At 47.4% G+C, this 23,308-nt stretch carries 22 protein-coding genes; 12 read left to right on the plus strand and 10 right to left on the minus strand.

All coding sequences use genetic code 11. The features are described 5' to 3' along the window. Positions 1–25: 25 nt before the first annotated feature. From AC56AD_RS06845 to AC56AD_RS06855, 3 genes are all read right to left on the minus strand, one after another. Positions 26–814 (minus strand): class I SAM-dependent methyltransferase, encoded by a 789-nt coding sequence (locus AC56AD_RS06845; protein WP_012508109.1) that lies wholly within the window; start codon positions 812–814, stop codon positions 26–28. A 72-nt stretch (positions 815–886) separates the two neighbouring features. Continuing rightward, positions 887–1,081, minus strand: a complete 195-nt coding sequence (locus AC56AD_RS06850; RefSeq protein ID WP_012508110.1) for a hypothetical protein — start codon at positions 1,079–1,081, stop codon at positions 887–889. Positions 1,082–1,195: 114 nt separating this feature from the next. Further along, positions 1,196–2,524, minus strand: a complete 1,329-nt coding sequence (locus tag AC56AD_RS06855) for a dihydroorotase (RefSeq protein ID WP_012508111.1) — start codon at positions 2,522–2,524, stop codon at positions 1,196–1,198. Positions 2,525–2,814: 290 nt separating this feature from the next. Here AC56AD_RS06855 and AC56AD_RS06860 point away from each other — a divergent pair, with 290 nt between their 5' ends. The 5 genes from AC56AD_RS06860 (at position 2,815) to AC56AD_RS06880 (ending at position 8,018) form a co-directional block, all read left to right on the plus strand. Further along, positions 2,815–3,411 (plus strand): 5-formyltetrahydrofolate cyclo-ligase, encoded by a 597-nt coding sequence (locus AC56AD_RS06860; protein ID WP_012508112.1) that lies wholly within the window; start codon positions 2,815–2,817, stop codon positions 3,409–3,411. A 15-nt stretch (positions 3,412–3,426) separates the two neighbouring features. Then, positions 3,427–5,541: a polyphosphate kinase 1 gene (ppk1, locus tag AC56AD_RS06865; protein WP_041526467.1), complete on the plus strand. Its 2,115-nt coding sequence runs from the start codon at positions 3,427–3,429 to the stop codon at positions 5,539–5,541. An 18-nt stretch (positions 5,542–5,559) separates the two neighbouring features. After that, the gene (rpiB, locus tag AC56AD_RS06870; protein WP_012508114.1) at positions 5,560–5,994 is read left to right on the plus strand and encodes a ribose 5-phosphate isomerase B; all 435 of its coding nucleotides are present in this window, start codon (positions 5,560–5,562) and stop codon (positions 5,992–5,994) included. Next, on the plus strand, positions 5,985–6,674 hold the full coding sequence (locus AC56AD_RS06875) for a CBS domain-containing protein (RefSeq protein WP_012508115.1): 690 nt from the start codon (positions 5,985–5,987) through the stop codon (positions 6,672–6,674). The genes rpiB and AC56AD_RS06875 overlap by 10 nt, the downstream gene beginning before the upstream one ends. 126 nt (positions 6,675–6,800) lie before the next feature. Next, positions 6,801–8,018 carry a M20 metallopeptidase family protein gene (locus AC56AD_RS06880; RefSeq protein ID WP_012508116.1) on the plus strand — a complete coding sequence of 406 codons (1,218 nt, stop codon included), beginning with the start codon at positions 6,801–6,803 and terminating at the stop codon, positions 8,016–8,018. 84 nt (positions 8,019–8,102) lie between these two features. Here the strand turns inward: AC56AD_RS06880 and AC56AD_RS06885 are convergent, their stop codons facing one another. After that, positions 8,103–9,077 (minus strand): class II fructose-bisphosphate aldolase, encoded by a 975-nt coding sequence (locus AC56AD_RS06885; protein ID WP_012508117.1) that lies wholly within the window; start codon positions 9,075–9,077, stop codon positions 8,103–8,105. A 161-nt stretch (positions 9,078–9,238) separates the two neighbouring features. Between AC56AD_RS06885 and AC56AD_RS06890 the strand changes: the two genes are divergently transcribed. The 3 genes from AC56AD_RS06890 (at position 9,239) to AC56AD_RS06900 (ending at position 14,089) form a co-directional block, all read left to right on the plus strand. Further along, a complete protein-coding gene (locus tag AC56AD_RS06890; RefSeq protein ID WP_012508118.1) occupies positions 9,239–11,305 on the plus strand; it encodes a carboxy terminal-processing peptidase in 2,067 nt (688 codons plus the stop codon). Positions 11,306–11,486: 181 nt separating this feature from the next. Further along, complete coding sequence (locus AC56AD_RS06895; protein ID WP_041526468.1) at positions 11,487–12,005, plus strand: class I SAM-dependent methyltransferase; 519 nt, start codon at positions 11,487–11,489, stop codon at positions 12,003–12,005. Between the two features lie 20 nt (positions 12,006–12,025). Then, on the plus strand, positions 12,026–14,089 hold the full coding sequence (locus AC56AD_RS06900) for a carboxy terminal-processing peptidase (RefSeq protein WP_012508120.1): 2,064 nt from the start codon (positions 12,026–12,028) through the stop codon (positions 14,087–14,089). Here the strand turns inward: AC56AD_RS06900 and argH are convergent. After that, positions 14,086–15,468, minus strand: a complete 1,383-nt coding sequence (argH, locus tag AC56AD_RS06905; protein WP_012508121.1) for an argininosuccinate lyase — start codon at positions 15,466–15,468, stop codon at positions 14,086–14,088. The two genes, AC56AD_RS06900 and argH, sit on opposite strands and share 4 nt — an antisense overlap. Before the next feature lie 170 nt (positions 15,469–15,638). Here argH and AC56AD_RS06910 point away from each other — a divergent pair, with 170 nt between their 5' ends. Next, positions 15,639–16,091, plus strand: a complete 453-nt coding sequence (locus AC56AD_RS06910; RefSeq protein WP_012508122.1) for a LexA family protein — start codon at positions 15,639–15,641, stop codon at positions 16,089–16,091. A gap of 15 nt (positions 16,092–16,106) precedes the next feature. After that, positions 16,107–17,387, plus strand: a complete 1,281-nt coding sequence (locus tag AC56AD_RS06915) for a Y-family DNA polymerase (protein ID WP_012508123.1) — start codon at positions 16,107–16,109, stop codon at positions 17,385–17,387. Between the two features lie 114 nt (positions 17,388–17,501). On the opposite strand, the gene AC56AD_RS06920 is transcribed toward AC56AD_RS06915, so the two are convergent. The 5 genes from AC56AD_RS06920 to AC56AD_RS06940 form a co-directional block, all read right to left on the minus strand. Continuing rightward, positions 17,502–17,897 carry a type II toxin-antitoxin system death-on-curing family toxin gene (locus AC56AD_RS06920; protein ID WP_012508124.1) on the minus strand — a complete coding sequence of 132 codons (396 nt, stop codon included), beginning with the start codon at positions 17,895–17,897 and terminating at the stop codon, positions 17,502–17,504. Next, positions 17,894–18,115, minus strand: a complete 222-nt coding sequence (locus AC56AD_RS06925; protein ID WP_012508125.1) for an AbrB/MazE/SpoVT family DNA-binding domain-containing protein — start codon at positions 18,113–18,115, stop codon at positions 17,894–17,896. The genes AC56AD_RS06920 and AC56AD_RS06925 overlap by 4 nt, the downstream gene beginning before the upstream one ends. A 197-nt stretch (positions 18,116–18,312) precedes the next feature. Beyond that, complete coding sequence (locus tag AC56AD_RS06930) at positions 18,313–20,478, minus strand: intermembrane phospholipid transport YdbH family protein (RefSeq protein ID WP_223294003.1); 2,166 nt, start codon at positions 20,476–20,478, stop codon at positions 18,313–18,315. Continuing rightward, the gene (locus tag AC56AD_RS06935; RefSeq protein WP_012508127.1) at positions 20,457–20,804 is read right to left on the minus strand and encodes a YdbL family probable chaperone protein; all 348 of its coding nucleotides are present in this window, start codon (positions 20,802–20,804) and stop codon (positions 20,457–20,459) included. Before AC56AD_RS06935 ends, AC56AD_RS06930 begins: the two co-directional genes overlap by 22 nt. Before the next feature lie 17 nt (positions 20,805–20,821). After that, entirely contained in the window at positions 20,822–21,004 is a 183-nt protein-coding gene (locus tag AC56AD_RS06940) for a YnbE family lipoprotein (RefSeq protein WP_397234031.1), read from the minus strand. Positions 21,005–21,267: 263 nt separating this feature from the next. Here AC56AD_RS06940 and AC56AD_RS06945 point away from each other — a divergent pair, with 263 nt between their 5' ends. Further along, positions 21,268–22,812, plus strand: a complete 1,545-nt coding sequence (locus AC56AD_RS06945; protein WP_012508129.1) for a pentapeptide repeat-containing protein — start codon at positions 21,268–21,270, stop codon at positions 22,810–22,812. Between the two features lie 214 nt (positions 22,813–23,026). Then, the gene (locus AC56AD_RS06950) at positions 23,027–23,308 is read left to right on the plus strand and encodes a type II toxin-antitoxin system RelE/ParE family toxin (protein ID WP_012508130.1); all 282 of its coding nucleotides are present in this window, start codon (positions 23,027–23,029) and stop codon (positions 23,306–23,308) included.

The following is a 23,308-nucleotide window of genomic DNA, read 5'->3' on the forward strand; positions in this document are numbered from 1 at the left end:
TTTTCGACCTGACTACAGATCAGAGTTACGGTTTCCTGCAAAAGAGCATCATTCTTGGCGAATCATTCTCTCTGAAAGGTTCGCCTTGATAGTTGCCTGCGATATTAACCACCGAAAAGCCTGCATCAAGCAGCATCGGAAGAATCTCTTCCCTGTCGTAAAGCCTGACCGATTCAGAAAACGTCACGTTTTTTTCCAGAGGAGCAGTAATCGTGATGGTTTTGGTAACCCTGTTGCTCTCAAGCGTGCGCTCTTCAAGAAGGGTCAGATTGCCTACGGTTCTGCTGGAGCGAGGTACCAGATTTCGGGCGAGCGGTATGGGGTTAAGAAGATCCAGAACATACCATCCCCCGGATTTAAGTGCTTCATAGACCTTGCAGAGGACTAACTGGTCATCCTGCTTCAGGTCGAAATAGCCAAAACTGGTAAAAAGCTGAACCACAAGATCAAAAATGCCTGATGCTGAAATTTCTCTCATATCGCCGCAGGTAAGGTTAAGCTGCAGCCCTTTTCTCAGCGCTTCCTTTCTGGCCTCTTCAAGCAGAAACGGTGAAAGGTCATTCCCCGTGACTGAATAGCCGAGTCGGGCAAGCTCAAGAGCGTGGCGGCCAGCTCCACAGGCTATATCAAGTACCGAAAGTGATGCTGGCTCTTTGAGTTCAAGGCCAGCCAGAGAGAGAATAGTCTGAATGCAGGATGCGGCTTCATCACTGTCCCTGTGGCTGTAAACATCAAGATAGAGCGGATGGTTAAACCACTCTTTGAACCAGGGTGATGAGGAGTTCGTTACTGAACTCTCTGTATATTCAGACATGCCGGAGGGGAAAAAAGGTGAGATTCAGGGCACCCCGTGGGTGCGGTGCCCTGATAAAAAGGTCCGGTACGATTACTTTGAGTAATCAGCGATTGCTTTTGCAAGAATCACCTGGTCATTTTCTCCGTTGGGGATCCTGACATTCTTTTCAATAAATTTCCATGCATTGGTCTTTTCTGATTTGACAGAAAAAATAACTTTGGCACACTTGAAATCACTGGTACCGGTTTTTTTGCCTTTATCAGCAAACGATTGTTTCTTTGCCATGACTCGTAAGGTAGTACTTTTTGGTTAAGAGGCAGTTCTGTTTTTTTCTGCACAAAATCAACATGAAGGTAATAAAATTTTGTCGATAATCAAATTCCCCTGCATGAATTCTTCTCAGAGTTCGTTCCATCCAAGAAGCGCACCCTTGTGGACGATTCCTCGAGATTTTCCCTTGAGGGGGCGATCGATAAAAGGAGTGTTTGAGGATTTGGACTTCAGCGAGCTTGCCGTTAAACTCCAGCGGGCATCGGGATCAATGATTGTAAAATTCGCCTTTTCTCCAGGTGCAAACAGAATTGGTTTAAGCCTCATTATTTTTCTTGGATTAACCGACAGCAGTTCAATTGCACGGGAGAGCGAGATGATATTTTTATCAACCAGTTCTGTTATGGTCAGGCCCAGTGAGCTTTCGAGACCGGTAATGCCGAACGCAACCTGATCGGATGGACACTCTTTTTCGTGTGAAGCATGGGGTGCATGGTCTGTAGCTATGGCATCAATAGTTCCATCGGCAAGGGCTTCGAGCAACGCTTCACGATTCTCCCTTGAAGAGAGGGGAGGCTTCATGATATAATTGCCTTTCAGTTCAGCATGAAACAGATCTTCATCGCAGAGTGTGAAATGGTGTGGAGTTACTTCGCATGTAACCTGCAATCCATCCAGCTTTGCCTTTCTGACAAGATCAAGGGATGCTTTTGTGCTGATATGGGCCACATGGTATCGTGCCCTTCTCAGCGGATCGTGCAGTTTATGCTGTTCAAGATAGTGCATCAGAAGAAGGTCTCGGCTGAGCATAATGGCCTCGGATATATCGGGAATTCCCTTCAGCCCGAGTTGTGTCGAAAAGAGCCCTTCATTCATGACCGCCCCAACCGTAAGGGATCGATCCTCACAGTGCTGAATGATGAGAAGGTCAAAATTTGATGCGTACTCAAATGCAAGCCGCATGATCTGGCTGTTCTGTATGGCCGAACCATCATCCGATACGGCCGTGACTCCATAGGAGCTGAACTTGCCGAACGGTGCAAGATGTTCACCTTTGCTCTCAACAGTCATTGCTCCGATCACCTCGATGTCAATGGGAAGCGTTGCTGCGTGGTGGCGGATATAGGCGACGCCCGTCGGATTGTCAATAACCGGTTTTGTGTTCGGCATAAGGGCTACTCCGGTAAATCCTCCCGTAACCGCAGCTTTTGAGCCGCTCTCAAGAGTCTCTTTATATTCTTGACCTGGCTCCCTGAAATGACAGTGCATATCGAAAAGTCCGGGAGCCAGAATCAAGCCTTGCAAATCAATAACGCGATCCTCCGGTGATGCAGCCAGAGATTCATTACCATACAGAACAGCTTCGATGATTCCATCATCCCCCACTTTGACCGTTCCGGTGAGATCGAGATGTTCAAGAGGATTGATAATGCGGGCTTGCTGAAAAATAATGCTCATGGTTCTGGAATAATTATTAGTGTTCCCGTAAAAATAAGATCACCTCTGCCTGTTCAGTGAAGATAAGACAAATAAATAATATGCAAGCTCTTGCCTGAAAGGAGTGCACAGAGTTATGCTCTCTATTTATGCTGAAACGACTCCTCGACCGGAAGTGCATTGTTTCGAAGAGAAAGAACGCTATTTTATTATTTTAGGTTTCGTAATCTGCAAGATCTGTTCAATATTGCGATTGGACGCAAGGAATCAGGAATATCAACATGTAACATGGATACACAACGTGGGGCGCTATGAATCCGGATAGAGCTCTTGCTGATGAGAAAGCAGCATTGAGGGTGGAGATGATTGCCAGAAGGCGATTGCTTCCGGAAAAATCCCGGAATGCAAAGAGCATGGCAATTACTGATTATGTTGTCTCCATGCAGGAGGTTGTCAACGCCCGTCATATTCATCTCTACCTCTCCATTCCGGTTCTGGCTGAAGTGTGTACGACGGTAATTGTTGACCGGCTTGCTGCAATGGAGAAAGAGCTTTCTGTTCCTGTTGTCCGAAATGGAGAGCTTGTTTCGGCCCTTTTTCGGAAAGGTGATACGCTCTTGCCAACTCAATTTGGAGCTGAACCCCGGGGTGTTTCTCTTGTGGATGAATCAGATCTTGATGTTGTGCTGATGCCCCTTGTTGCTTTTGATAAAAGGGGATATCGTATCGGTTATGGAAAAGGGTTTTATGACCGTTTTTTGCAACGGCTTTTACAACAGAACATTTCTCCTTGCCGTATAGGACTATCCTTCATGCTGCAGCAAGTTGACGTTGTTCCTGCAAACTCCTGGGATGAGCCTCTTGATGGAGTTGTGCATGAAGAAGGAATTATTCGATTCAACTCATAATTTATGACACTATTTATGCAAACTGGAAATAAAGAAAATGTCAAGGTGCAAGCTGCTCCGGATTTTTCGGACACCTCCCTGTATGTCAACAGGGAGTTGAGCTGGATCTATTTTAACCAGCGAGTACTTCATGAGGCGCTTGATCCTGAAGCTCACCCACTTCTTGATCGGGTAAAATTCATCTCGATTTTTAGTTCAAATCTTGACGAATATTTCATGATTCGAGTTGCCGGTATTGAGGATCAGTATGAGGCGGGTATTCAGGATCGAACGATCGATGGCCATACTCCCTTTGAACAGCTCGAAAAAATCCGGATGATGGTTCTGCAGCAGTTGAGTGAGAGAAACAAGTGTTTTTATCACGATCTGGTGCCAGCATTGCAACAGCAGGGTATCCTCTTCCTTAGGGTTTCCGAACTCTCCGTACTCCAGCAGAAAGCTTTGAGTCACTATTTTCGCAAGGAGATCTATCCGGTACTCACTCCGCTGGCTTTTGATACCGGTCATCCCTTTCCATTCATGTCGAACCTCTCCCTGAACCTTGCTGTTGAACTGGAGGACGAAGAAAGCAGCACATTGAAGTTTGCTCGTGTAAAGGTGCCGAGCATTCTTCCCCGACTGTTGCAGCTTAATGCAATCAAGGGTTTTAATGATGACGGGATCATACGTTTTATCTGGCTGGAGGATCTCGTTGAACACAATCTTGCTCAGTTATTTCCAAAAATGAAGATTATTCAATCGCATCTTTTCAGATTGATTCGCGATGCTGATATCGAAATTGAGGAAGATGAGGCGGGTGATTTGCTTGAAACCATCGAACAGGGAATCCGCTCACAACGCTACGGGAAAGTCGTACGACTCGACATTACTCCTGCCATGCCTCTTTCGGTCAGAAAACTTCTCATGAAAAACCTGGAAGTCACCGAGCGAAACGTTTATGAAATAGATGGGGCTCTTGGATTAGGGTGCCTTCTGGATCTTCTGAAGATCGATAGACCAGAGCTGAAAGATGAACCTTTTGTGCCCGGTAACCGTATTGCAGAGCAGTTTAATAACGATATTTTCAGCGCCATAAAAGCAAAAGATCAGTTACTCTATCATCCCTACGACTCCTTTCAGCCTGTTGTGGATTTTATCAGTCAGGCGGCAATTGATCCCGATGTACTCTCAATAAAGCAGACACTTTACAGGGTCGGAAGTAATTCGCCTATTGTCCAGGCGTTGATGAAAGCTGCTGAAGAGGGCAAGCAAGTTGCCGTACTCGTTGAACTCAAGGCAAGATTTGATGAAGAGAACAACATCGTCTGGGCCCGGGCGCTGGAAGATGTCGGGGCGCATGTTGCCTACGGTTTGCCGGGATTGAAAACCCATGCAAAGCTTACCCTGATTGTTCGTCGTGAACAGCAGAAGCTGAAAAGGTACCTGCATCTTGGTACAGGTAATTACAACCCCGCAACCGGAAAGATCTATACTGATTACAGCCTGTTTACGGCGAATGAGCAACTTGCAAACGATGTTGCGGAACTCTTCAACGCTTTGACCGGATATTCAAAACATACCGAATATCGAAAACTGCTCGTCTCGCCGATCAATACCAGAAAACGGATAATCGAGATGATTGACAGGGAGATCGAGTGGAACAGGAAGGAGAGTAAAGGGAGAATCATCATGAAGATGAATGCTCTCGTGGATGCCAAAACCATTCGAGCGCTCTACCGGGCCTCCTGCGAAGGGGTCAAGATTGATCTCATCATCCGTGGAATCTGTTGCCTGAAGCCCGGAATTCCGGGAGTCAGCGAGAATATCAGGGTTATCAGTGTTATCGGACGTTTTCTTGAACATAGCAGAGCCTACTTCTTCCAAAATGGCGGGAAAGGAGAATTATATCTTGGAAGCGCTGATATCATGCCAAGAAACCTTGATGATCGGGTTGAAACGCTTTTTCCGGTATTCGACAAGGCGTTCATTCAGGTTGTCAAATCTGATCTTGACCTGATTCTGAGTGATAATGTGAAAGCGTGGCAGATGAACGCCGAAGGCATTTACTCAAAGATCAGCAACGATGCGCCGGAAGTCGACAGTCAGGCACTGTTTTTATCGAGGGCTACACTGAAAAAAAAGGCACTATAAATTCAAAATAAATGTGTTATGAAAATTGCAGTTGGAAGCGATCATGCCGGATTTACATTCAAAAAAACTGTTACCGATTGGCTTGAACGCCATGATTATGAATTCGACGACATGGGGCCATATAATGAGGAATCAGTCGATTATCCCGATTATGCCCGCAAAGTTGCCGAGGCTGTAGCAGCTCAGCAGTGCGATTCGGGGATACTGTTGTGCGGAACTGGTATTGGTGTTTCAATTTCAGCCAATAAAATCAAGGGCATCCGGGCGGCTCTTGCCTGTAACCCGGAATTCGCGACACTTGCCCGACAGCATAATAATGCCAATATTATCTGTTTTTCCGCGCGTTTTACCGATAAAGCTACGATTGAACAAAGTCTTCACAACTGGTTTACCACCGATTTTGAAGGGGGAAGGCATCAGCGAAGAGTGAATAAAATCGAACCATGCTGTTAACAGAATACATTGAAAGTAATCTTGACAGATCCTTCCCATTCTTTGCGGATGATACCTTGGTCGTGGAGGTTCTCGCCTTCATGCAAAAAAGAGGTCTTGAGTTTGCACCGGTACTGCATGATGGAAAAATCGTGGCAATGGCGAGCATTATGGACCTTTTACCCTCAGAGCAGTCAACAATGACAAACGGAGTGCTTCTGAGGGAGCTCAAGCTTGAAAGAGTTGGGAGTATCGGACTTCATGAGCATGTGTTCGATATCTTTTCACGGATTGGTACCTTTTCATCTCCTCTGATCGCGGTATCAGAAGAGGAGGGAAGGTACATCGGTGTGATTGAAAAAACGCTCCTTCTTGAGCGTATTGCCGCTATTTTTCATTTGGGCGAAGAGGCGGTAACCCTTGAGCTGAATGTTCCATCCTTTGAACTGAAACTCTCCGAGGTTATTGCCGCATTTGAAAAAAATGATGCGACTGTGCTGAGTTTTGGTATGTACTCCGCAACTCCGGAAGGTGAGGGAATGGTTATCGCCTTCAGGCTTCAGACACATGATCTCTTTCGGCTTGTTAAAAATCTGGAAAAATATGGCTATTCCATTCGCTACACATCAACATTTTTCAGGGAAAAAGATGATGAGATGAGAGAAAAAGCTCTTGAATTTATTCATTTTATGGACATGTAGCTTTTTCAGGCAAGCAGGAAGTGCGTGAGCCATACTGTAGAATGGTTTTCGCTGAAGTGTAAAAGAATGGTGGTGGTTGTCTGTTATGGAGTGGTACTCACAAGTTTTATAAATCGCAGGTTATGTATGAAAAATGAACACTCTGCCGGACTTTCCGGACGGATTCAGAAGCGTGCAGCAGAGATTTTTGCGGAAGTTGTTGCCTTACGGAGGGATATTCACCTCCACCCTGAACTCTCTTATGAAGAGGTAAGGACAACAGCCCTCATTGCAGATTATCTGCTTGGCCAGGGTATTACACCGGAGTCGCCCCTCCTTGAAACCGGTGTTGTTGCCATGATTTCTGGAGAGCACAAATCAAACAAAGGTAAAGTTGTTGCCTTAAGGGCTGATATTGATGCACTTCCCCTTAACGAAGAGAACCAGCACGGCTTTTGTTCCCTTGAATCCGGAAAAATGCATGCATGTGGTCATGACATGCATACCGCAATGCTTCTCGGGGCAGCAAAAATTCTATCGGAGATGAAAGATGAGCTTGAAGGAGATGTGCTCCTTGTTTTTCAGCCAGCCGAAGAAAAAGCCCCGGGTGGTGCAAAACCATTGCTTGATGCCGGTCTTTTCAAGCGCTTCCACCCATCGGTCATTATTGGTCAGCACTGCTTTCCCAATGTTGAAACCGGAAAGGTTGCCCTCTGCAAAGGGAGTTTTATGGCTGCTGCTGACGAATTGTATTTTACCGTTACAGGGCAGGGAGGTCATGCTTCTGCGCCACACAAATCTGCCGACCCTGTTCTGGCTGCAGCTCATATCATTACTGCGGTTCAGCATCTTGTCAGCAGGGTTGTTCCTCCCCATGAACCAGCCGTTGTTTCGATAGCATCCATTCATGGTGGCAATGCGCCCAATGTCATTCCGAGACAGGTAACGATGTCAGGCACCATGAGAACCATGAATGAGGATGTACGATCTCTGCTCCAGGATAAGCTTCGCCAGACAGTCGAGCATGTTGCCCGGGGACTCGGTGTTGAGGGTGAAGTGGAAATCAGGAAGGGCTATCCGGTACTTTTTAACGACCTCGCTGTTACGGAAAAAGCGGAAACTATCTGTGGCGAGTATCTGGGTACGGAAAATGTGCTTGCGAGTGAGCCGCTTATGACCGCAGAGGATTTTGCATACTATCTGCAGGAGTGTCCGGGGAGTTTCTGGCAGATAGGGACAGGAACCCTTCAATACGAAAAGGGAAACACCCTGCACTCGCCAACCTTCAATCCTGAAGAACGAGCTCTTGAAATTGGCAGTGGATTGCTTGCCTATGCAGCAGTACGTCTCCTTCAATCAATATAAGGGACCTCTTTTTCCACCGCACAAATTTTGATTTCTCAAAAAAAAAGGCGCCCATGAGCGCCTTTTTTACTGAACTGAAACAAATTACGCTTTGCCGTCAGAGCCGAGAACGTTGATGATCTTGTGAACATAAAGTTTCTTGAGAGCATCACGAGCCGGGCCCAGATATTTTCTCGGATCGAACTCTTCAGGTTTTTCATCAAGCACTTTACGGATGGCGGCCGTCATGGCAAGACGTCCATCAGAGTCAATATTGATTTTGCAGACCGCTGATTTGGCAGCAAGGCGAAGCTGATCTTCACTGATGCCGATAGCATCCTTCAGTTTTCCGCCGTGCTCGTTGATGGTTTTAACCAAGTCCTGTGGCACAGAAGAGGAACCATGAAGGACGATAGGAAATCCGGGAATACGGTGTTCAATTTCGGTCAGGATATCGAGGCGGATTTTCGGATCTTCGCCCGGTTTGAACTTGAAGGCGCCATGTGAAGTTCCAATGGAGATAGCAAGACTGTCAACACCGGTTTTTGAAACGAAATCCTCAACCTCTTCCGGCTGGGTATAGGTGTGATGTGCGGCGGAAACCTCATCTTCAATACCTGCAAGCACGCCAAGTTCACCCTCTACGGTAACGTCGAACTGGTGAGCATAGGCAACAACTTTTTTGGTCAGTTCAATGTTATCCTCATAAGAGAGATGCGAACCATCAATCATCACTGAGGAAAAGCCGGAATCGATGCAGTCTTTGCAGAGTTCAAAGCTGTCGCCGTGATCAAGATGAAGGACAATCGGAATCGGGCTGCCAAGTTCGGCTGCGTAGGCAACAGCTCCCTGGGCAAGATAACGAAGCAGGGTTTCGTTGGCATAGCTTCTTGCACCCTTCGAAACCTGCAGGATGACGGGAGATTTGGTTTCAGCACAGGCGAGGATAATTGCCTGCATCTGCTCAAGATTATTGAAGTTATATGCAGGGATTGCGTAGCCGCCTGTTACTGCTTTACTGAAAAGTTCCCGACTGTTGCAGAGCCCGAGTTCTTTGTAACTGATTTTGTTCTTTTCCATTGAAAGCTTTTCTTTTATTTACTATAATGTGCGGAAATTTTCTTCAGAATATCTGCCTTTGAAGGCATTGCCAAATGCTCCCTAATATATGTATATTCGCTTTCTTATTCAAGTGTAGTTTTGACTGCTGCCCTTAACCCTTTGAAATCATCACGCACAAAATGCTTAGAAAAAAACTGCTTCTCATGATTGTGATATTGGGAAGTAATGTGCCGGTATTTGCAATAAATGCAAAAAATTCCGTTCCTGCTGTGCCGGTTGTAACCCTCAAGCCTACAGCGGCACAGGAGGAAGCTGGCAAATATATCAGTCAATATCTTCTGCAGAACCACTATAGAAAGGTATCAGTCAATGACTCTCTTTCCCGGCAGATACTCAATCGCTATATCGAAAATCTTGACGGAAGCAAAAGTTATTTTGTTGCAAGTGAGGTAGAAAGCCTCCATCATGTTTATGGAAACCGTATTGATGATGAATTTCTTTCCGGCAAGGCAAATGCGGGATTTGGGGTCTATAACTTTTTTCTTAAACGTGCTAAAGAAAAAATGCGGTATATGAGGGCTGTTGCGGATACCGTGCATTTTAATTTTTCAATTCCGGAAACCCTTGACCTTGATCGCAAGGCTGATCCATGGCCTGCCGACCGACGTCAGCTCTCCGAACTATGGAAAAAAGAGCTGAAATATCAATGGTTCAATCTTAAATATTCCGGAGAAAACAACAAAACCATCAGGCAGACACTTTCAAAGAGTTTCACAAACCGATTGAACCTTCTTAACCGTCAAAAGCCGGAAGATGCCTTTCAGGCTTATACCTATGCCTTGACCACATCGTTCGATCCCCATACCAGTTATTTCTCTCCGGATGAGTACGAAAACTTTCAGATCGACATGAGTCGATCCCTTGAGGGAATTGGAGCCAAACTGCAGACAGAGAGCGAGTATACCGTTGTTAATGAGATTATTGCGGGAGGCCCGGCTTTTAAGAGCAATCTCCTGAAAAAAGGGGATAAAATTATTGGTGTCGGGCAAGGGCGGAGTGGGAATATTACTGATGTTTCCGGTTGGAGAATTAATGATGTCGTAAGGCTTATCCGCGGGAAAAAAGGTACCATCGTACGTCTTAAAGTTTTCCCGGCAAATCAGGGTGGACGTGGGCCAGCAAAAATTGTACTCCTCCAGCGAGACAAGGTCGATTTGCTGGAACAGGCGGCAAAGAAAAGTATTATCCAACTCAATGGAGAGAAAATAGGGGTTATTACCATACCCTCATTTTACCTTGATTTTGAAGGTCAGCAACAGAATGCCGGTAATTACAACAGCACAAGTCGTGATGTAACCCGTATTTTGAATGAACTCAAGAATGAAGGTGTCGAGGGTCTTGTGATAGATCTTCGTGACAACGGCGGCGGTTCGCTTGAAGAGTCCGTGAATGTTACGGGACTTTTCATTCCAAATGGCCCTGTTGTGCAGATAAGTAACTCAACCGGCGGCAAAATGGTGCTCAGGGATGAAGACCGCAGAGTTCTTTACAGCGGCCCGCTTGCTGTGTTGGTCAATCGTTACAGCGCATCAGCTTCCGAAATTTTTGCTGCAGCCATACAGGATTATGGGCGTGGAGTTGTTATTGGAGAGAGAACGTTTGGGAAAGGAACGGTTCAAAGCATCATAAAACTGACGAGGCCCTTCTCATTTTTTGGAAAGCAGCCTGATCTTGGTCAAATCAAGCTCACTGTTGCCAAATTTTACAGGATATCCGGGGGCAGCACTCAGCATAAAGGGGTTTTGCCCGATATTATTATGCCCTCCATGATTGACACCGCTCTTGTAGGAGAGGATACCTACAGCAGCAGTTTGCCCTGGAGTACTCTTTCACGATCGTTTTATCGTCCTACAGCAGATGTCAGCCCGGAAGAGATCACTCTGCTTCGTCATAAGCAGCAGGAACGATCATCAAAGAACCGTTTTTATCAGGCCTATCTGCATGACTTGAGTATCCTGAACCAGATTCGCAAAAAAAAGGCGGTCTCACTTCAGGATTCTGCCTTTAAATCGGAAACAGAGCGCATCAAGCTGATTGAAGGATTGTGGAGTGCCGATACTGATTCGACCAACGGCAAGAACAGGGATGTGTTGCTCAACCAGTCGGCAGCAGTTGTTTCCGATATAATAGATCTGAAAGCAGCGCAAAGAGAGACGGTTACGCGGACGTTACCATCACTGAACTGACATTTCCTGAACCTTCAAAACTGCCGGAATTGGCACGGGGAATCGGCAAAGGGATGTGAGAATTTAAAAAAGCACAGGCTGATTTTGAAAATGAATTCAATAAGGTCGTTGATACCGCACCATCAAGGAATGAAGATGATGTTTCGGTTGATAATGAAACATGAAAAATCAAGTAAATTGTATGAGAAAAAAAATTTTGTTTCTTAAAAAATATTTAAATAATCCACAGAGTATTGGCTCCGTCATACCCTCTTCTGAATTTTTGGCAAAAGCCATGTTTAAATCAATCAAAGAGTTGGATGATACGGCTGTTATTGAGATCGGCGCTGGAACCGGAGCAATCACAAAACATATATCAAGCCTGAACCCGTTACTGGTTGAAATCGATCAGGAATTTTGTGCCGTACTACGGAAAAATTTCCCCCATCTGAAGACGGTCAATTCATGTGCGCTGGAGGAGTTAAAAAAAGTTGACGAGCGGTTTGGTCTGGTTCTTTCAATTCCCTTGATCAACAATCCGTTCAAGTCATCATTTATCCCCATTGTTAATACACTCTACAGCAAAGGCCTCCTCAAATGGTGTGTCATGTACACGTATGGCCTCAATAATCCTCTTGATGAAGTTGATTTTCGGAGTAAAGCAAGAAAGCGGTTTGTTTTAAAAAATATTCCACCAGCCTCTGTCTGGGTTTATTCATAAGCTTATCATACCTAACGACAATGCTTGGAAAAAGTCTGTTTTGCTTTGTGGTTGCATTGGGAATTTCCTTGCAGCTTCGGGCTGCAAATCCTCAGGAGCGGGCTTCAGCCCAGACGGTTACTCTTCTCAAACCTACTGCTGAAGAGAAAGAGGCTGTCCGGGTTATCGGTCAATACCTTATGCAGAAACACTATAGAAAGGTACCTGTCAACGATTCCCTTTCTCAGCAGATCTTCAGCCGTTTTATTGACAATCTTGACGGCAGCAAAAGCTACTTTCTGGCAAGTGATATAGAGCGGCTCAGGAAGAGTTATGGCAATACGATTGATGACGAATTTCTTGCTGGCAGTGCACATGCAGGCTTTGACATCTATAACCTGTTTCTTCAGCGTTCAAAAGAGAAAATGCGTTATATGAAGGCATTAGCCGATAAGGTGCATCTCAATTTATCCGTACCGGAAACCCTTGATCTTGACCGCAAGAGTGATCCCTGGCCTCTTGACCGGAGCCAGCTTATCGCTCTGTGGAACAAAGAGCTGAAATACCAGTGGCTCAATTTGAAATATTCAGGAGAGAGCAACAAAAGCATTCGTGGAGAGCTGGCAAAAAACTATACAAGCAGACTGAACATTCTGAACCGCCTGAAGCCGGAAGATGCTTTTCAAGCCTATACCTACGCTCTGACAACGTCATTTGATCCCCATACAAGCTATTTTTCACCAGACGAGTATCAGAATTTTCAGATCGACCTGAGCCGTTCACTTGAGGGAATCGGCGCCAAACTGCAGACAGAAGGGGAGTATACGATTGTTCATGAACTCATTCCGGGGGGGCCGGCATTCAAAAGCAATACCCTGAAAAAAGGGGATAAAATTATCGGCGTCGGTCAGGGGAGAGCCCTTGCAATCGTTGATGTCTTCGGCTGGCGAATCAATGATGTGGTAAAGTTGATTCGGGGGAAAAAGGGCACCATCGTTCGCCTGAAAATTCTTCCGGCCAGCCAGGGTGGGCGTGGGCCGGAAAAAATAGTCGAACTCCTGCGCGACAAAATCAACTTGCAGGAACAGGCAGCAAAGAAAAGCATTATCATACAGAAATCGAAGAAAATCGGAGTCATTACCATCCCCTCCTTTTATCTCGATTTCGAAGGACAGCAACAGAACGCCAGCGATTACAACAGCACCAGTCGCGATGTCAGCCGTATTCTGAACGAACTGAATGCTGAGCATGTGGACGGCATCGTTATTGATCTTCGTGATAATGGCGGTGGCTCGCTTGAAGAGTCTGTGAGTGTTACCGGACTCTTTATTCCAGGCGGACCGGTCGTTCAGATAAGCGACGCTGCAGGTGGAAAAGTGGTACTCAAGGACGAAGACAGTCGGGTACAATATAGTGGGCCACTTGCCGTTCTCGTCAACCGTTACAGCGCCTCTGCATCCGAAATTTTCGCTGCGGCCATTCAGGATTACGGCCGCGGTGTGATCATTGGAGAGAGAACGTTCGGGAAAGGTACCGTTCAAAGCCTGATCAGACTTTCACGGCCAAACTCTTTTATTGGGAAGAAAACTGAACTTGGAGAGATAAAACTTACCATGGCAAAGTTTTACCGGATCTCTGGAGGCAGTACCCAGCACAAGGGTGTCGAGCCTGATATTGCCATGCCCTCCATGATCGATATGGCAAAAATCGGCGAAGATACCTATACCAGCAGTTTGCCATGGAGCACCATCTCGCCATCACTCTACAAACCCACCGCAGAGGTCAGTCCTGAAAAGATCAATCTGCTCCGACAAAATTTTCTGCAGCGCTCATCGAAGAATCCTCTCTATCAGAGTTATCTGCACGATATCGCTACCCTTGACCAGATTCGCAAAAAAAAGGAGATATCGCTTCAGGACTCCGCCATCAAATCAGAAACAGAGACCATTAAACGGATTGAGAAGCAGTGGGTCAAGGAGCAGGATCCTGCAAAAGATCTCGACAAGGATGCCGTGCTCAACCAGTCAGCAGCAGTTGTTGGCGATCTGGCGGCAGAACTTGAGGCAGGGAACCTGAAAGCAGGAACCCTGCCATCACCGCATTAAAGCTCTTTTCTGGCTTTCTCAATCTGGAGCGCTACGGAGTCAAATGAGCAGCTCCCATGTGTTCTTTTGGAGTTTACACTTACATCCGCTTTGAGGGAGTCGTAAATATCCGGATCAATAACCTCACAAAACTCCCGGAACTTCTCTACCGGGATATTTGGCAGGGTCACATTCGAAGCGATGCTCCAGGTAACGATTTTGCCGGTAATACGGTGCGCATCGCGGAAAGGAATCTGACGGCGCACAAGATATTCCGCTATCTCGGTGGCAAGGCTGAGATCCTCTGCCGTCAGTTTTGCCAATCGCTCCTCTTTCAGCTTGGTATGCTCAAGCAGTTTTGTAAAGATGGCGACACTCCCGATCGTCGTCTCTGCGCTGTCAAACAACGGCTGCTTGTCTTCCTGCATGTCGCGGTTATAGGAGAGAGGCAGCCCCTTCATGATGGTCAGCATAGCCATAAGATTACCATACACCCTTCCTGTTTTACCCCTTACCAGCTCGGCAATATCAGCATTCTTCTTCTGCGGCATGATGGATGAGCCGGTCGCAAAGGCATCGCTGATCTCAAGATAGCCAAACTCGTAAGAGCTCCAGAGAATCAGATCCTCGGCAAACCGGGAGAGGTGCATCATGATCATCGAACAGTCGGAGATGAACTCGATGACAATATCACGATCACTGACCGCATCAATACTGTTGGAAAAAAGATCGTCAAAACCAAGCAGAACAGCCGTTCTTTCAGCATTGAGCGGCAGCGTACTGCCAGCAAAGGCTGCTGCGCCAAGAGGAGAGATATTGACCCTTTTCATGAGATCAATAAGGCGCTGACGGTCGCGCAAAAACATGTTGAACCATGCAAGGTAGTAATGGCCGGCGGAAATAGGCTGGGCACGCTGCAGATGGGTATACCCAAAGATGATCGTCTCTCGATGGCTCTCCGCCTTCTCCACAAGAACCTTCAAAAGACCTCCCAGAGCCTCCTGCAGTTCAGTAATCTGACGGCGCATATAGAGACGGGTATCGGTTGCAACCTGGTCATTACGGCTTCTGCCGGAGTGCAGTTTACCGGCAACAGCTCCGACCTTTTCCTTCAGCCTGTTTTCGATCACCGTATGAATATCCTCATCCTCCCAGTGGGGGAGAAGCGTGCCATCGGTAAGTTCCACCTCAATCTCCCTGAGTCCGGCAATAATTTGGGTTGCATCCTCAGCGCTGACAATATGCTCTTCGGCCAGCATGGTCACATGAGCAATAGAGCCCTGAATATCCTCACGATAGAGCTTTTTATCAACATGAACCGACGAAGAGAACAACAGCGCGTCGCGGTCAAAGGGTAGTGAAAATCGGCTTTGCCAGAGTAACTCTTTCTTGCTGCTCATAAGAATATCAGTTGTTGTGGGAATAACGGTGCCCGGGCAAAATAATAAAAATATGAGGGCGTACAACGAAGCAAAGACAGAGCGGAGGAATTTTGGTAGCCTTGACAAGAAGGGTTTGCAAAACTCAACATCGTTTTATGCATATTCAAGAAAACTGACTCGGAACAAGCATGAAACTATCACGAATCCATTCCGGCCCGCGGCTCGACTTTTACACGGCGGATTTTACCACCATCCTTGAACTGCCCCTTGCAGACACAGGAATTTCCGCAGGATTTCCATCTCCTGCCGAAGACTTTGGTGAACTCGTTCTTGACCTCAATAAAGCGCTCATCAAACACCCGGCAGCAACCTTTTATGCAAGAGCGAAGGGAGTATCCATGATGGATGCCGGTATCAGGGACGGTGACCTTTTGATCATCGATAAATCCATTGATCCCAAGGAGGGCTCCATTGCAGTCTGTTTTCTCAATGGTGAGTTTACCGTCAAGCGAATCTCCCTGCAGGATGACGGGCTCTATCTGATGCCAGCCAACAGCGAATTCAAACCTATCCGGATCAGTGAAGAGAACGAGTTCCAGATATGGGGTATCGTTACGTACGTCATTCACAAGCCAGAATGAAAAAGGGGGGAACGGATGTTTGCACTGGTCGATTGCAACAACTTCTACGTCTCATGCGAGAGAGTCTTTAATCCCGCCCTGCGAGGCCGCCCTGTAGTAGTGCTCTCCAACAATGACGGCTGCTTCATTGCCCGCTCCGAAGAGGCGAAAGCCATTGGTCTTGCTATGGGCGCCCCGGCATTCAAAAACAGGGAGCTGCTGAAAAGGCATAAGGTTGTCGTTTACTCTGCAAACTTCCCCTTGTATGGAGACATGTCATCAAGGGTCATGACAACCCTTGCCGATCTTGCTCCTGATCTTGAGATCTATTCGATCGATGAAGCCTTTCTTGACATGAGCGGCTTCCAGCGATACGATCTCGACCACTATGCCCGTTTCATCCGCAAAACCGTCACGCAGCATACCGGTATTCCGGTTTGTATCGGCATTGCTCCCACAAAAACCCTTGCCAAGGTTGCCAATCGTCTTGCCAAAAAGAATCCCTGCTATGCGGGGGTCTGTCTGCTCAACACCGACAAGGAACAGCGCGCAGCGCTCGCCATAACCCAGGTTGAAGATATCTGGGGGATAGGTCGCCAGTGGAGTAAATTTCTCCATACCCAAAACATCCACACCGCTCTTGACCTTGCCGAGGCATCGCTAGGCTTGATTCGCAAACATCTGCATATCACCGGAGCCCGTGTTCAGGCAGAGCTGAACGGAAAATCATGCCTCTCACTCGAAATGGTGAGGCCAGCAAAACAGAGCATATGCACCTCACGTTCATTTGGCCGCAGTGTCACCACTTTTGATGAACTGCATCAGGCAGTCTCAACCTTTACCGGAAAATGCGCCATCAAACTGCGCAAAGAGGGATCAGCAGCATCCCTTCTGACACTCTTTATCTGCACAAGCCCATTCAATGCTCCTGAAAAAAAATACTGGGGCACCAGAACCGTCACCATGCCTCACCACACCCAGGACTCCATCGTCCTGATTCGAACGGCAGGAGCGCTTCTTGAATCACTCTTTCGGGCAGGCTACGAATACAAAAAAGCAGGAGTTATTGTCAGCAGACTGATACCGGCAGCATCTTCCACGGCAACACTTCCACTCTTTCCGCAGGAGTTCCCGGTTCCGGACGACCGCCAAAAAAAGCTCATGACAGTAATGGACAGCATCAACCAGCGCTATGGCAGCGGTTCTATCCAAATCGCTGCCGAAAACTCCGCAGGATGGAAACCCCACCAGAAACTGCTCTCTCCGCGCTACACGACCGCCTGGAAAGAACTTATCGAGGTGAGAACCTTGCAGTAAATGAACTGTTTTCATTATATGCAGCTCAACCCATCCAAAGAAGCGACTGTTGTGATTCAGTTCTTCCAGCCTGTCAATCTCAGCAGAAACAAGGTGCTTGCGGTCGTTCACTTGTTATTCCTGTTCCGCCCGAATAACAGACTTGTTTTTGAGCCAGTTCGAAAAACGGGGTTCATCCATTTCACCTGCCGCCAAAGCCAATACAGCGTTAATGGCTTCGGCTTCTGACAACATCAGTTCCCATCCGTTAATATTCAGAAACACATAGGCAGCCAGAAACCCTGTGCGTTTGTTGCCGTCTATAAAAGGATGGTTACGAATAATGCCATAGGCATAAGCGGCGGCCAAATCAAAGAGAGACGGCTCACCATAATTTGCCTGGTTTTGCGGACGTGCAAGAGCCGAAGACAAAAGACCGACATCACGAATGCCGGGGCTTCCACCGTGCTCTGCAATTTGTTCGTCATGTATGGCAATGACAACCCCATCCAAAAGCCAGCGCCAAGTCATTTGGCAAGTTCGTGGAGAGCATTCCTGTATTCTGTCATGCCGCGACGTGCTGCCTCCATTTGCGCTGCAAATTCGGGGTCGTAGGGCGTTACAGTGTACCCCGTTGGCGTTTCCGTCAAAAACACGAAGTCCCCTTGCTTTACCTTAAGTCGATCAGCCGCTGCCTTTGGCAGGATAACGCCTGTTGAATTACCAATCTTTGTTACCGTAGCACGCATAATATCTCCCATTTTGTTATACCATATGTTATAACAAAATGGGGACATAGTCAAGGGAGTTTTTCGGTCTTTTCTGACCTCAATGAAAATTACGGGTTACGGGATTTTCTTCCGCTCGTCCACTAAAATATCCCAAGAGCCCTTAACATCTAATTATAAAAGGGAATAGGTGAAGGTTGAGAAGGCATTACCGAAATCTATTTCTTCTGCATTTGAAGCGCTTTTTCGGAGATGACCTGTTCGACGTTTGAGGAGATGGAGAGGCTGCGCATCAGGTCGAGCAGATTTTGTTCGACGTTGAGGTTCAGTTCGATGGCTCGTCCCCCCTGAAAGTCGGGGTTGGTTCCCTTGAGCTGGATGGTGATGGTCGATTTGCCATCAGGAGCCATATTGATCGAGGAGATCAACTGTACGTAGAGAAAGTTGGAGAGCGCCTCGTAGGTGGTACGCAGTCCCTGATTTGCGGCGGCACGCTCTTCAGGGGTGGTGGCGTAGATGATTTGTCCAGCCTGTTCGGCGTTCATCCCTCCGTTTGTGATTGCAAAGAGGTCGCCACTCATTTTTATCGGGATACTTCCTTTTACGTTTCCTGTTGCATAGATCTTTTTAGTCCCTTGCAGGTCAAGCAGTTTCTGGAGCGGAATGTTGTTGACCTGCAGCATGGTTTCACCACTCTTTTTTGCCATATCATAATCGAGATGCTCGATAGCGATGGTGCCTCCAAAAAATCCCGCACTGAAATCTGAAAGGGAGGCCATATCGGGGTTCAGTCGATTGTGCTGGAGCATGAGCGTTCCCTTTGGTGAAAGGAGCAGCAGCTCGCCGCTATCAGTTTTCCGCAGCACCTGTTTCAGGGAAAAGCCGACAGTGGTGCTTCCGTTGAACGAACGGTTGAGGAGCAGCTCTGGTTCACTGAAGGTATAGTCGGCATCCGGTTTCTGTGTGCCGAAAATGCGCTCTTTCGCACTCTTCTGTGTTGCAGGAGGAGCGAAGGTAATCCTGCCGCCGCCAAGGGAGTGAAGAGCGGCGTTATGGATGGAAAATCCATTTTTTGCGAGAGTGAGCGGGATGCTTCCGCTGACCGTACCCTTGAGGGAGCCTCTGAAATCACCGTGCAGACGAACGCGCTCAAGCGCATTGATCTTGTTGAGTTTCAGGGTAAGCAGGGTAGTGTTGGCTGAGGGGTCAAAACTGACCGGGGTCGAGGTGATGGTTCCGCCGAAGAGTGTTGCCGACAGGTTGCTCAGCGCAAGTCCTGAAAGCTTTTCGTTCCGGCTGTTGAGTATGATCTTCGCATTGAGATTTTTCAGCATCTCTCCGTTCCCCATATCGAAGGAGAGCAACGGCCTCTTCTCTTTGGTGTAGAAGAGGATGCTTGTCCCCTTTCCGGCAAGAATGACAGCATTACGCACGATCACTGTGGAGTCCTGAAATTCAATGGGAAGAGAACCGCCTACCCGGCCTGTAGCAAGGGGAGTTTTGCTGCCGCCGCCATCGAAACCTGGCAACTCTGCGAGCGGGATTTCCGCCATAGTGAGAGTAAATCGGGAACTCTTCTCTTTCAGGTCGTAGGCGATTCGTTCTGTTGAGGCCCTCCATCGCAAGAGCTCCAACGAGCAATTGGTGAGTGTGAGGGTGCAGGGTTTCAAGGGATCGCGTTTCGAGCCAAAGAGCGCCCTGAAGTTTCCCACAGGGGTCGGGTTTCCATCGCTGAACAGTTTTGCCACATGCAGGGTATCGAGAGGCTGCTGCCACCCCTCTGCAGCGCTGAGCCGTACCCTGAAGTTCACCCCCTCAAGCCGAAGCTTTTCACGGGTAACCGTAGCCTGCTCTATCGGATAGGTCGCCGAGAGCGGTTTGAAGGAGATGTTAAAACCGTTCAGTCGGGAAACCGCAATATGCACGGTTATCTTTGGTTTACGGTCGCCAAAACCAAACTCATTCGTCTCCGGTTTCAGATTGAGCGAGTCAGCTTCAAGGGTGATGGCCGCATTAACCGCTTTCGGCAGGAGAGCCTGCGAACCGGAAGAGTCCCGGTTTTCAAAATGCCAGGAGAGCGAGCCATCAGTGAGTAACAGCGTGTAGGCAGCAGCATCACTGCAACCATCGGGAGGAGTGGCAAAAAGCACCTTCATCGAGCGAAAACCAACCCCCGAAAAACCTGGCAGACCCACACCGGAAACTGCAACCCGAAACGGTTTCCCCGCCAGGGCACGATCTGCGAGCGATTGCGCGTACCAGGGAAAACAGAACCACGCTGCTGCCAGCAGAAGCGCCAGCAGCAACAGCATGGCAAAGAGGATGCGCAACAACCATTTCACAGAAACGCTTTTTTGCGGGCCTACTGTGCTTTCTTTGTCCATTTCCCCTCAACCTGCACCCATGTTCCTGCCGGAAGACGGCTATAGATTTTCTGGAACATCATCCCTCCCACAACATCAAGCGTCAGGTTGTTCTTCGCAGCAACCTTGGCATACTCTGCACGACGGGAATTATTGATGGTTTCAATCAGTGTCCTGGCATCAGAGGCAGCTCCGGGAGGAATGGCAAGCAGGCCGTTGTCAACCTCTCCGGCAAGTCCGCTTGAACGGGCTGTGTCAAGGTCAAGCGCAAAGGCGGTCAGAGCCATACCCATGACAAGCATCATGATAAGCGCTACTTTTGACGTTATGGATTGCATCGTTCTCATTGTTTCGTTCCTCCTGGTTAAAATAAGCCTTTTTTGCTGTCGAGCAGGGAGTCGAGCTCACGATCGACCTTGATTCGGATTTCATGATCAATCTTGATGTTCATATTGATGACAATGGGTTTGTCGGGAGCTTCGATCTTCACGGTCGGGCTGCAACCTGTCACGAATGCACCGGCGGCGAGAGAGAGAAGCGCCAGCATACAAACTACTGGTTTGTTCATTGCGATGTTCCTTCTGTTACAAGGTTTGTTGCTTTTGATTGAACAGTAATATCGGCATTCATGCATCGCCCTGCAAGAGATGAATTGGCAGGGCTGGGTGATTTCATATCTTCATCGACCCAGTCGGGAACAAGAGTGAAGCCTGGAAAGTTCAACCACTCTCATTTCCCGGAGTTCTTTTTATTTTTGAAAACTGTATTATCAGGTTGATATTGCGATATGAATGGGGAATATGGACGATCATGATTAAACAGAACATCATGCCCGACTGGAGCTTCAAAAAAATCCGCGAAAGAATCGCCGACCGAAACCGGGCGCCGAGAAGTTGCTGGTATCCTGTTGCGCATCAGCAATCGCACCACCCGGATGCACTCAAGGAACTCCACGCGAGTTACGCAAAAACGATCAACAAAACCATGTTTGCGCTGCTTGGTGTTGGGCTCTACTGTTTGCTCAAGGTTTTTGGCGAATCCGACAAATCCCTTATCGTCGCAAACACAACCATTCAAACCCCGGTGGTTGGCACCGCCATCTCTTTTCAAAGTTTTCTTGTCGTAGCCCCATTTCTCCTTGTTATCCTGACAGTCTATCTTCATATCGTTTACGGACATTGGTTACAGCTTGAAAGAGAGCGCCAGCATCTTAACGAGACGCGAAAGAATTCTGCTGACCTCACTATCGAGAGTATTCCCGCTCTGTTCAGCTTCAAAGAGCGCCTGCCGCGCCTCTTCACCAATCTCGTTTTTTACTGGTTTGTGCCGTTGACCTTGTGGTTTATGGCCCGCAAGGCTTTTGCCCTCAGGGAGTTCATCGTTCCCTTTTCTATTGGTGCATCCATTGTCACCCTCTCCCTGCTTTTTTTGCAAATCAATCGTTGCCCCGATTCAAAAGCTGAAACAAAATTCACTTCAAAACGGTGGTTCTGGAATCTTCCCCGATGGGTAGCTTTTGGAGCGCTTGCAGCGTTCACGCTCAATCTTCCCTCTCTTTCCGAATCATTCCGCCGGCCACTCGATCTTCAGCGGGAAGATCTTCACGGCGCATGGTTGCAAGGTCTCGATATGACTGTAGCTGATATGAATAACGCTAACCTTCAGGGGGCGAACCTTGGCGGAGCAAATCTTCAGAGCGCAGATCTTCAACATGCCAATCTTCAGGGAGCTAATCTCAAGGGGGCACAGTTACAAAAAGCACACCTTAACGGCTCCAATTTTCAGGGTTCTAATCTTGGTGGAGCAAATTTTGATGGTGCAGACCTGTTTTATGCCAATTTTAGGGAGGCAAAAGAGATGGAACTGTATCGAATCAAAAAGGCGGTAAATTCTAATCGGGCCTTTTACAGTAGTGAGTTACTTTCGATTCTCAAATTCTCTCCAACTCACAATGATGACCTTGCAATCATTGGCAATTACTATGGCGGGGGTAAAATTGCCTATATTTTTCAGCCAGATGACAAGGGTTATGTTAATGGTGAACGGCACGGCCTGATTGCCGCTGAAACCGATTTGCCGGGAGAGGACAAATACACATGGGATGCAGCTAATAAAGCTTGTGACGAGTTGGTCAAAAATGACTATGATGATTGGTATTTGCCGAGCAAGGAAGAGTTGAACCAGCTATATCTTAACAGAAGTGCTGTTGGTGGTTTTACTTCCGGCGTCTACTGGAGTTCTACGGAGGGCAATGCGGTCAACGCATGGCACCAAAGTTTCGACGGTGGGATTCAGAACTACAGCTACTACTATAAGGACGATGAGTGGCGGGTGCGGCCTGTCCGGGCTTTTTAACCATGTGCGACGTGAAGTCGAGTAAACGAATTGTTCTTTGCAGAACCAACTGTTTCGTCAGTTTGCCCCACCGACATATGCAGGGAGAGCAGTTGACCCGAGTGAAGCTTTCCAATCAAGCAGGACACATTCTTCATGGTTAAGAAGAGGAAATACGGTTTGATTTTATTAAGTGATATGCTTATCTTTGGCGTTAGTAACTTAACGCGAGAGCATGATTGTTTCGTTTGGCTCCAAAGAGACAGAAAAAATTTGGCAAGGGGAGCGAGTCAGGTGTTTGCCAGTTGAAATCCAAGTGATAGCAAGAAGGAAGTTGAGAATGATTAACAATTCATTGAATATAATGGATTTAAGGGTTCCTCCAGCAAATCGTCTTGAAAAGCTTTTGGGTAAAAACAAAGATTTTTACAGCATCCGGATTAACGATCAATGGAGAATCGTTTTTAAATGGACTGATGGAAATGCCTCCGAAGCAAAAATTATCGACTATCACTGA

The sequence above is a fragment of the Pelodictyon clathratiforme genome, assembly GCF_982375515.1.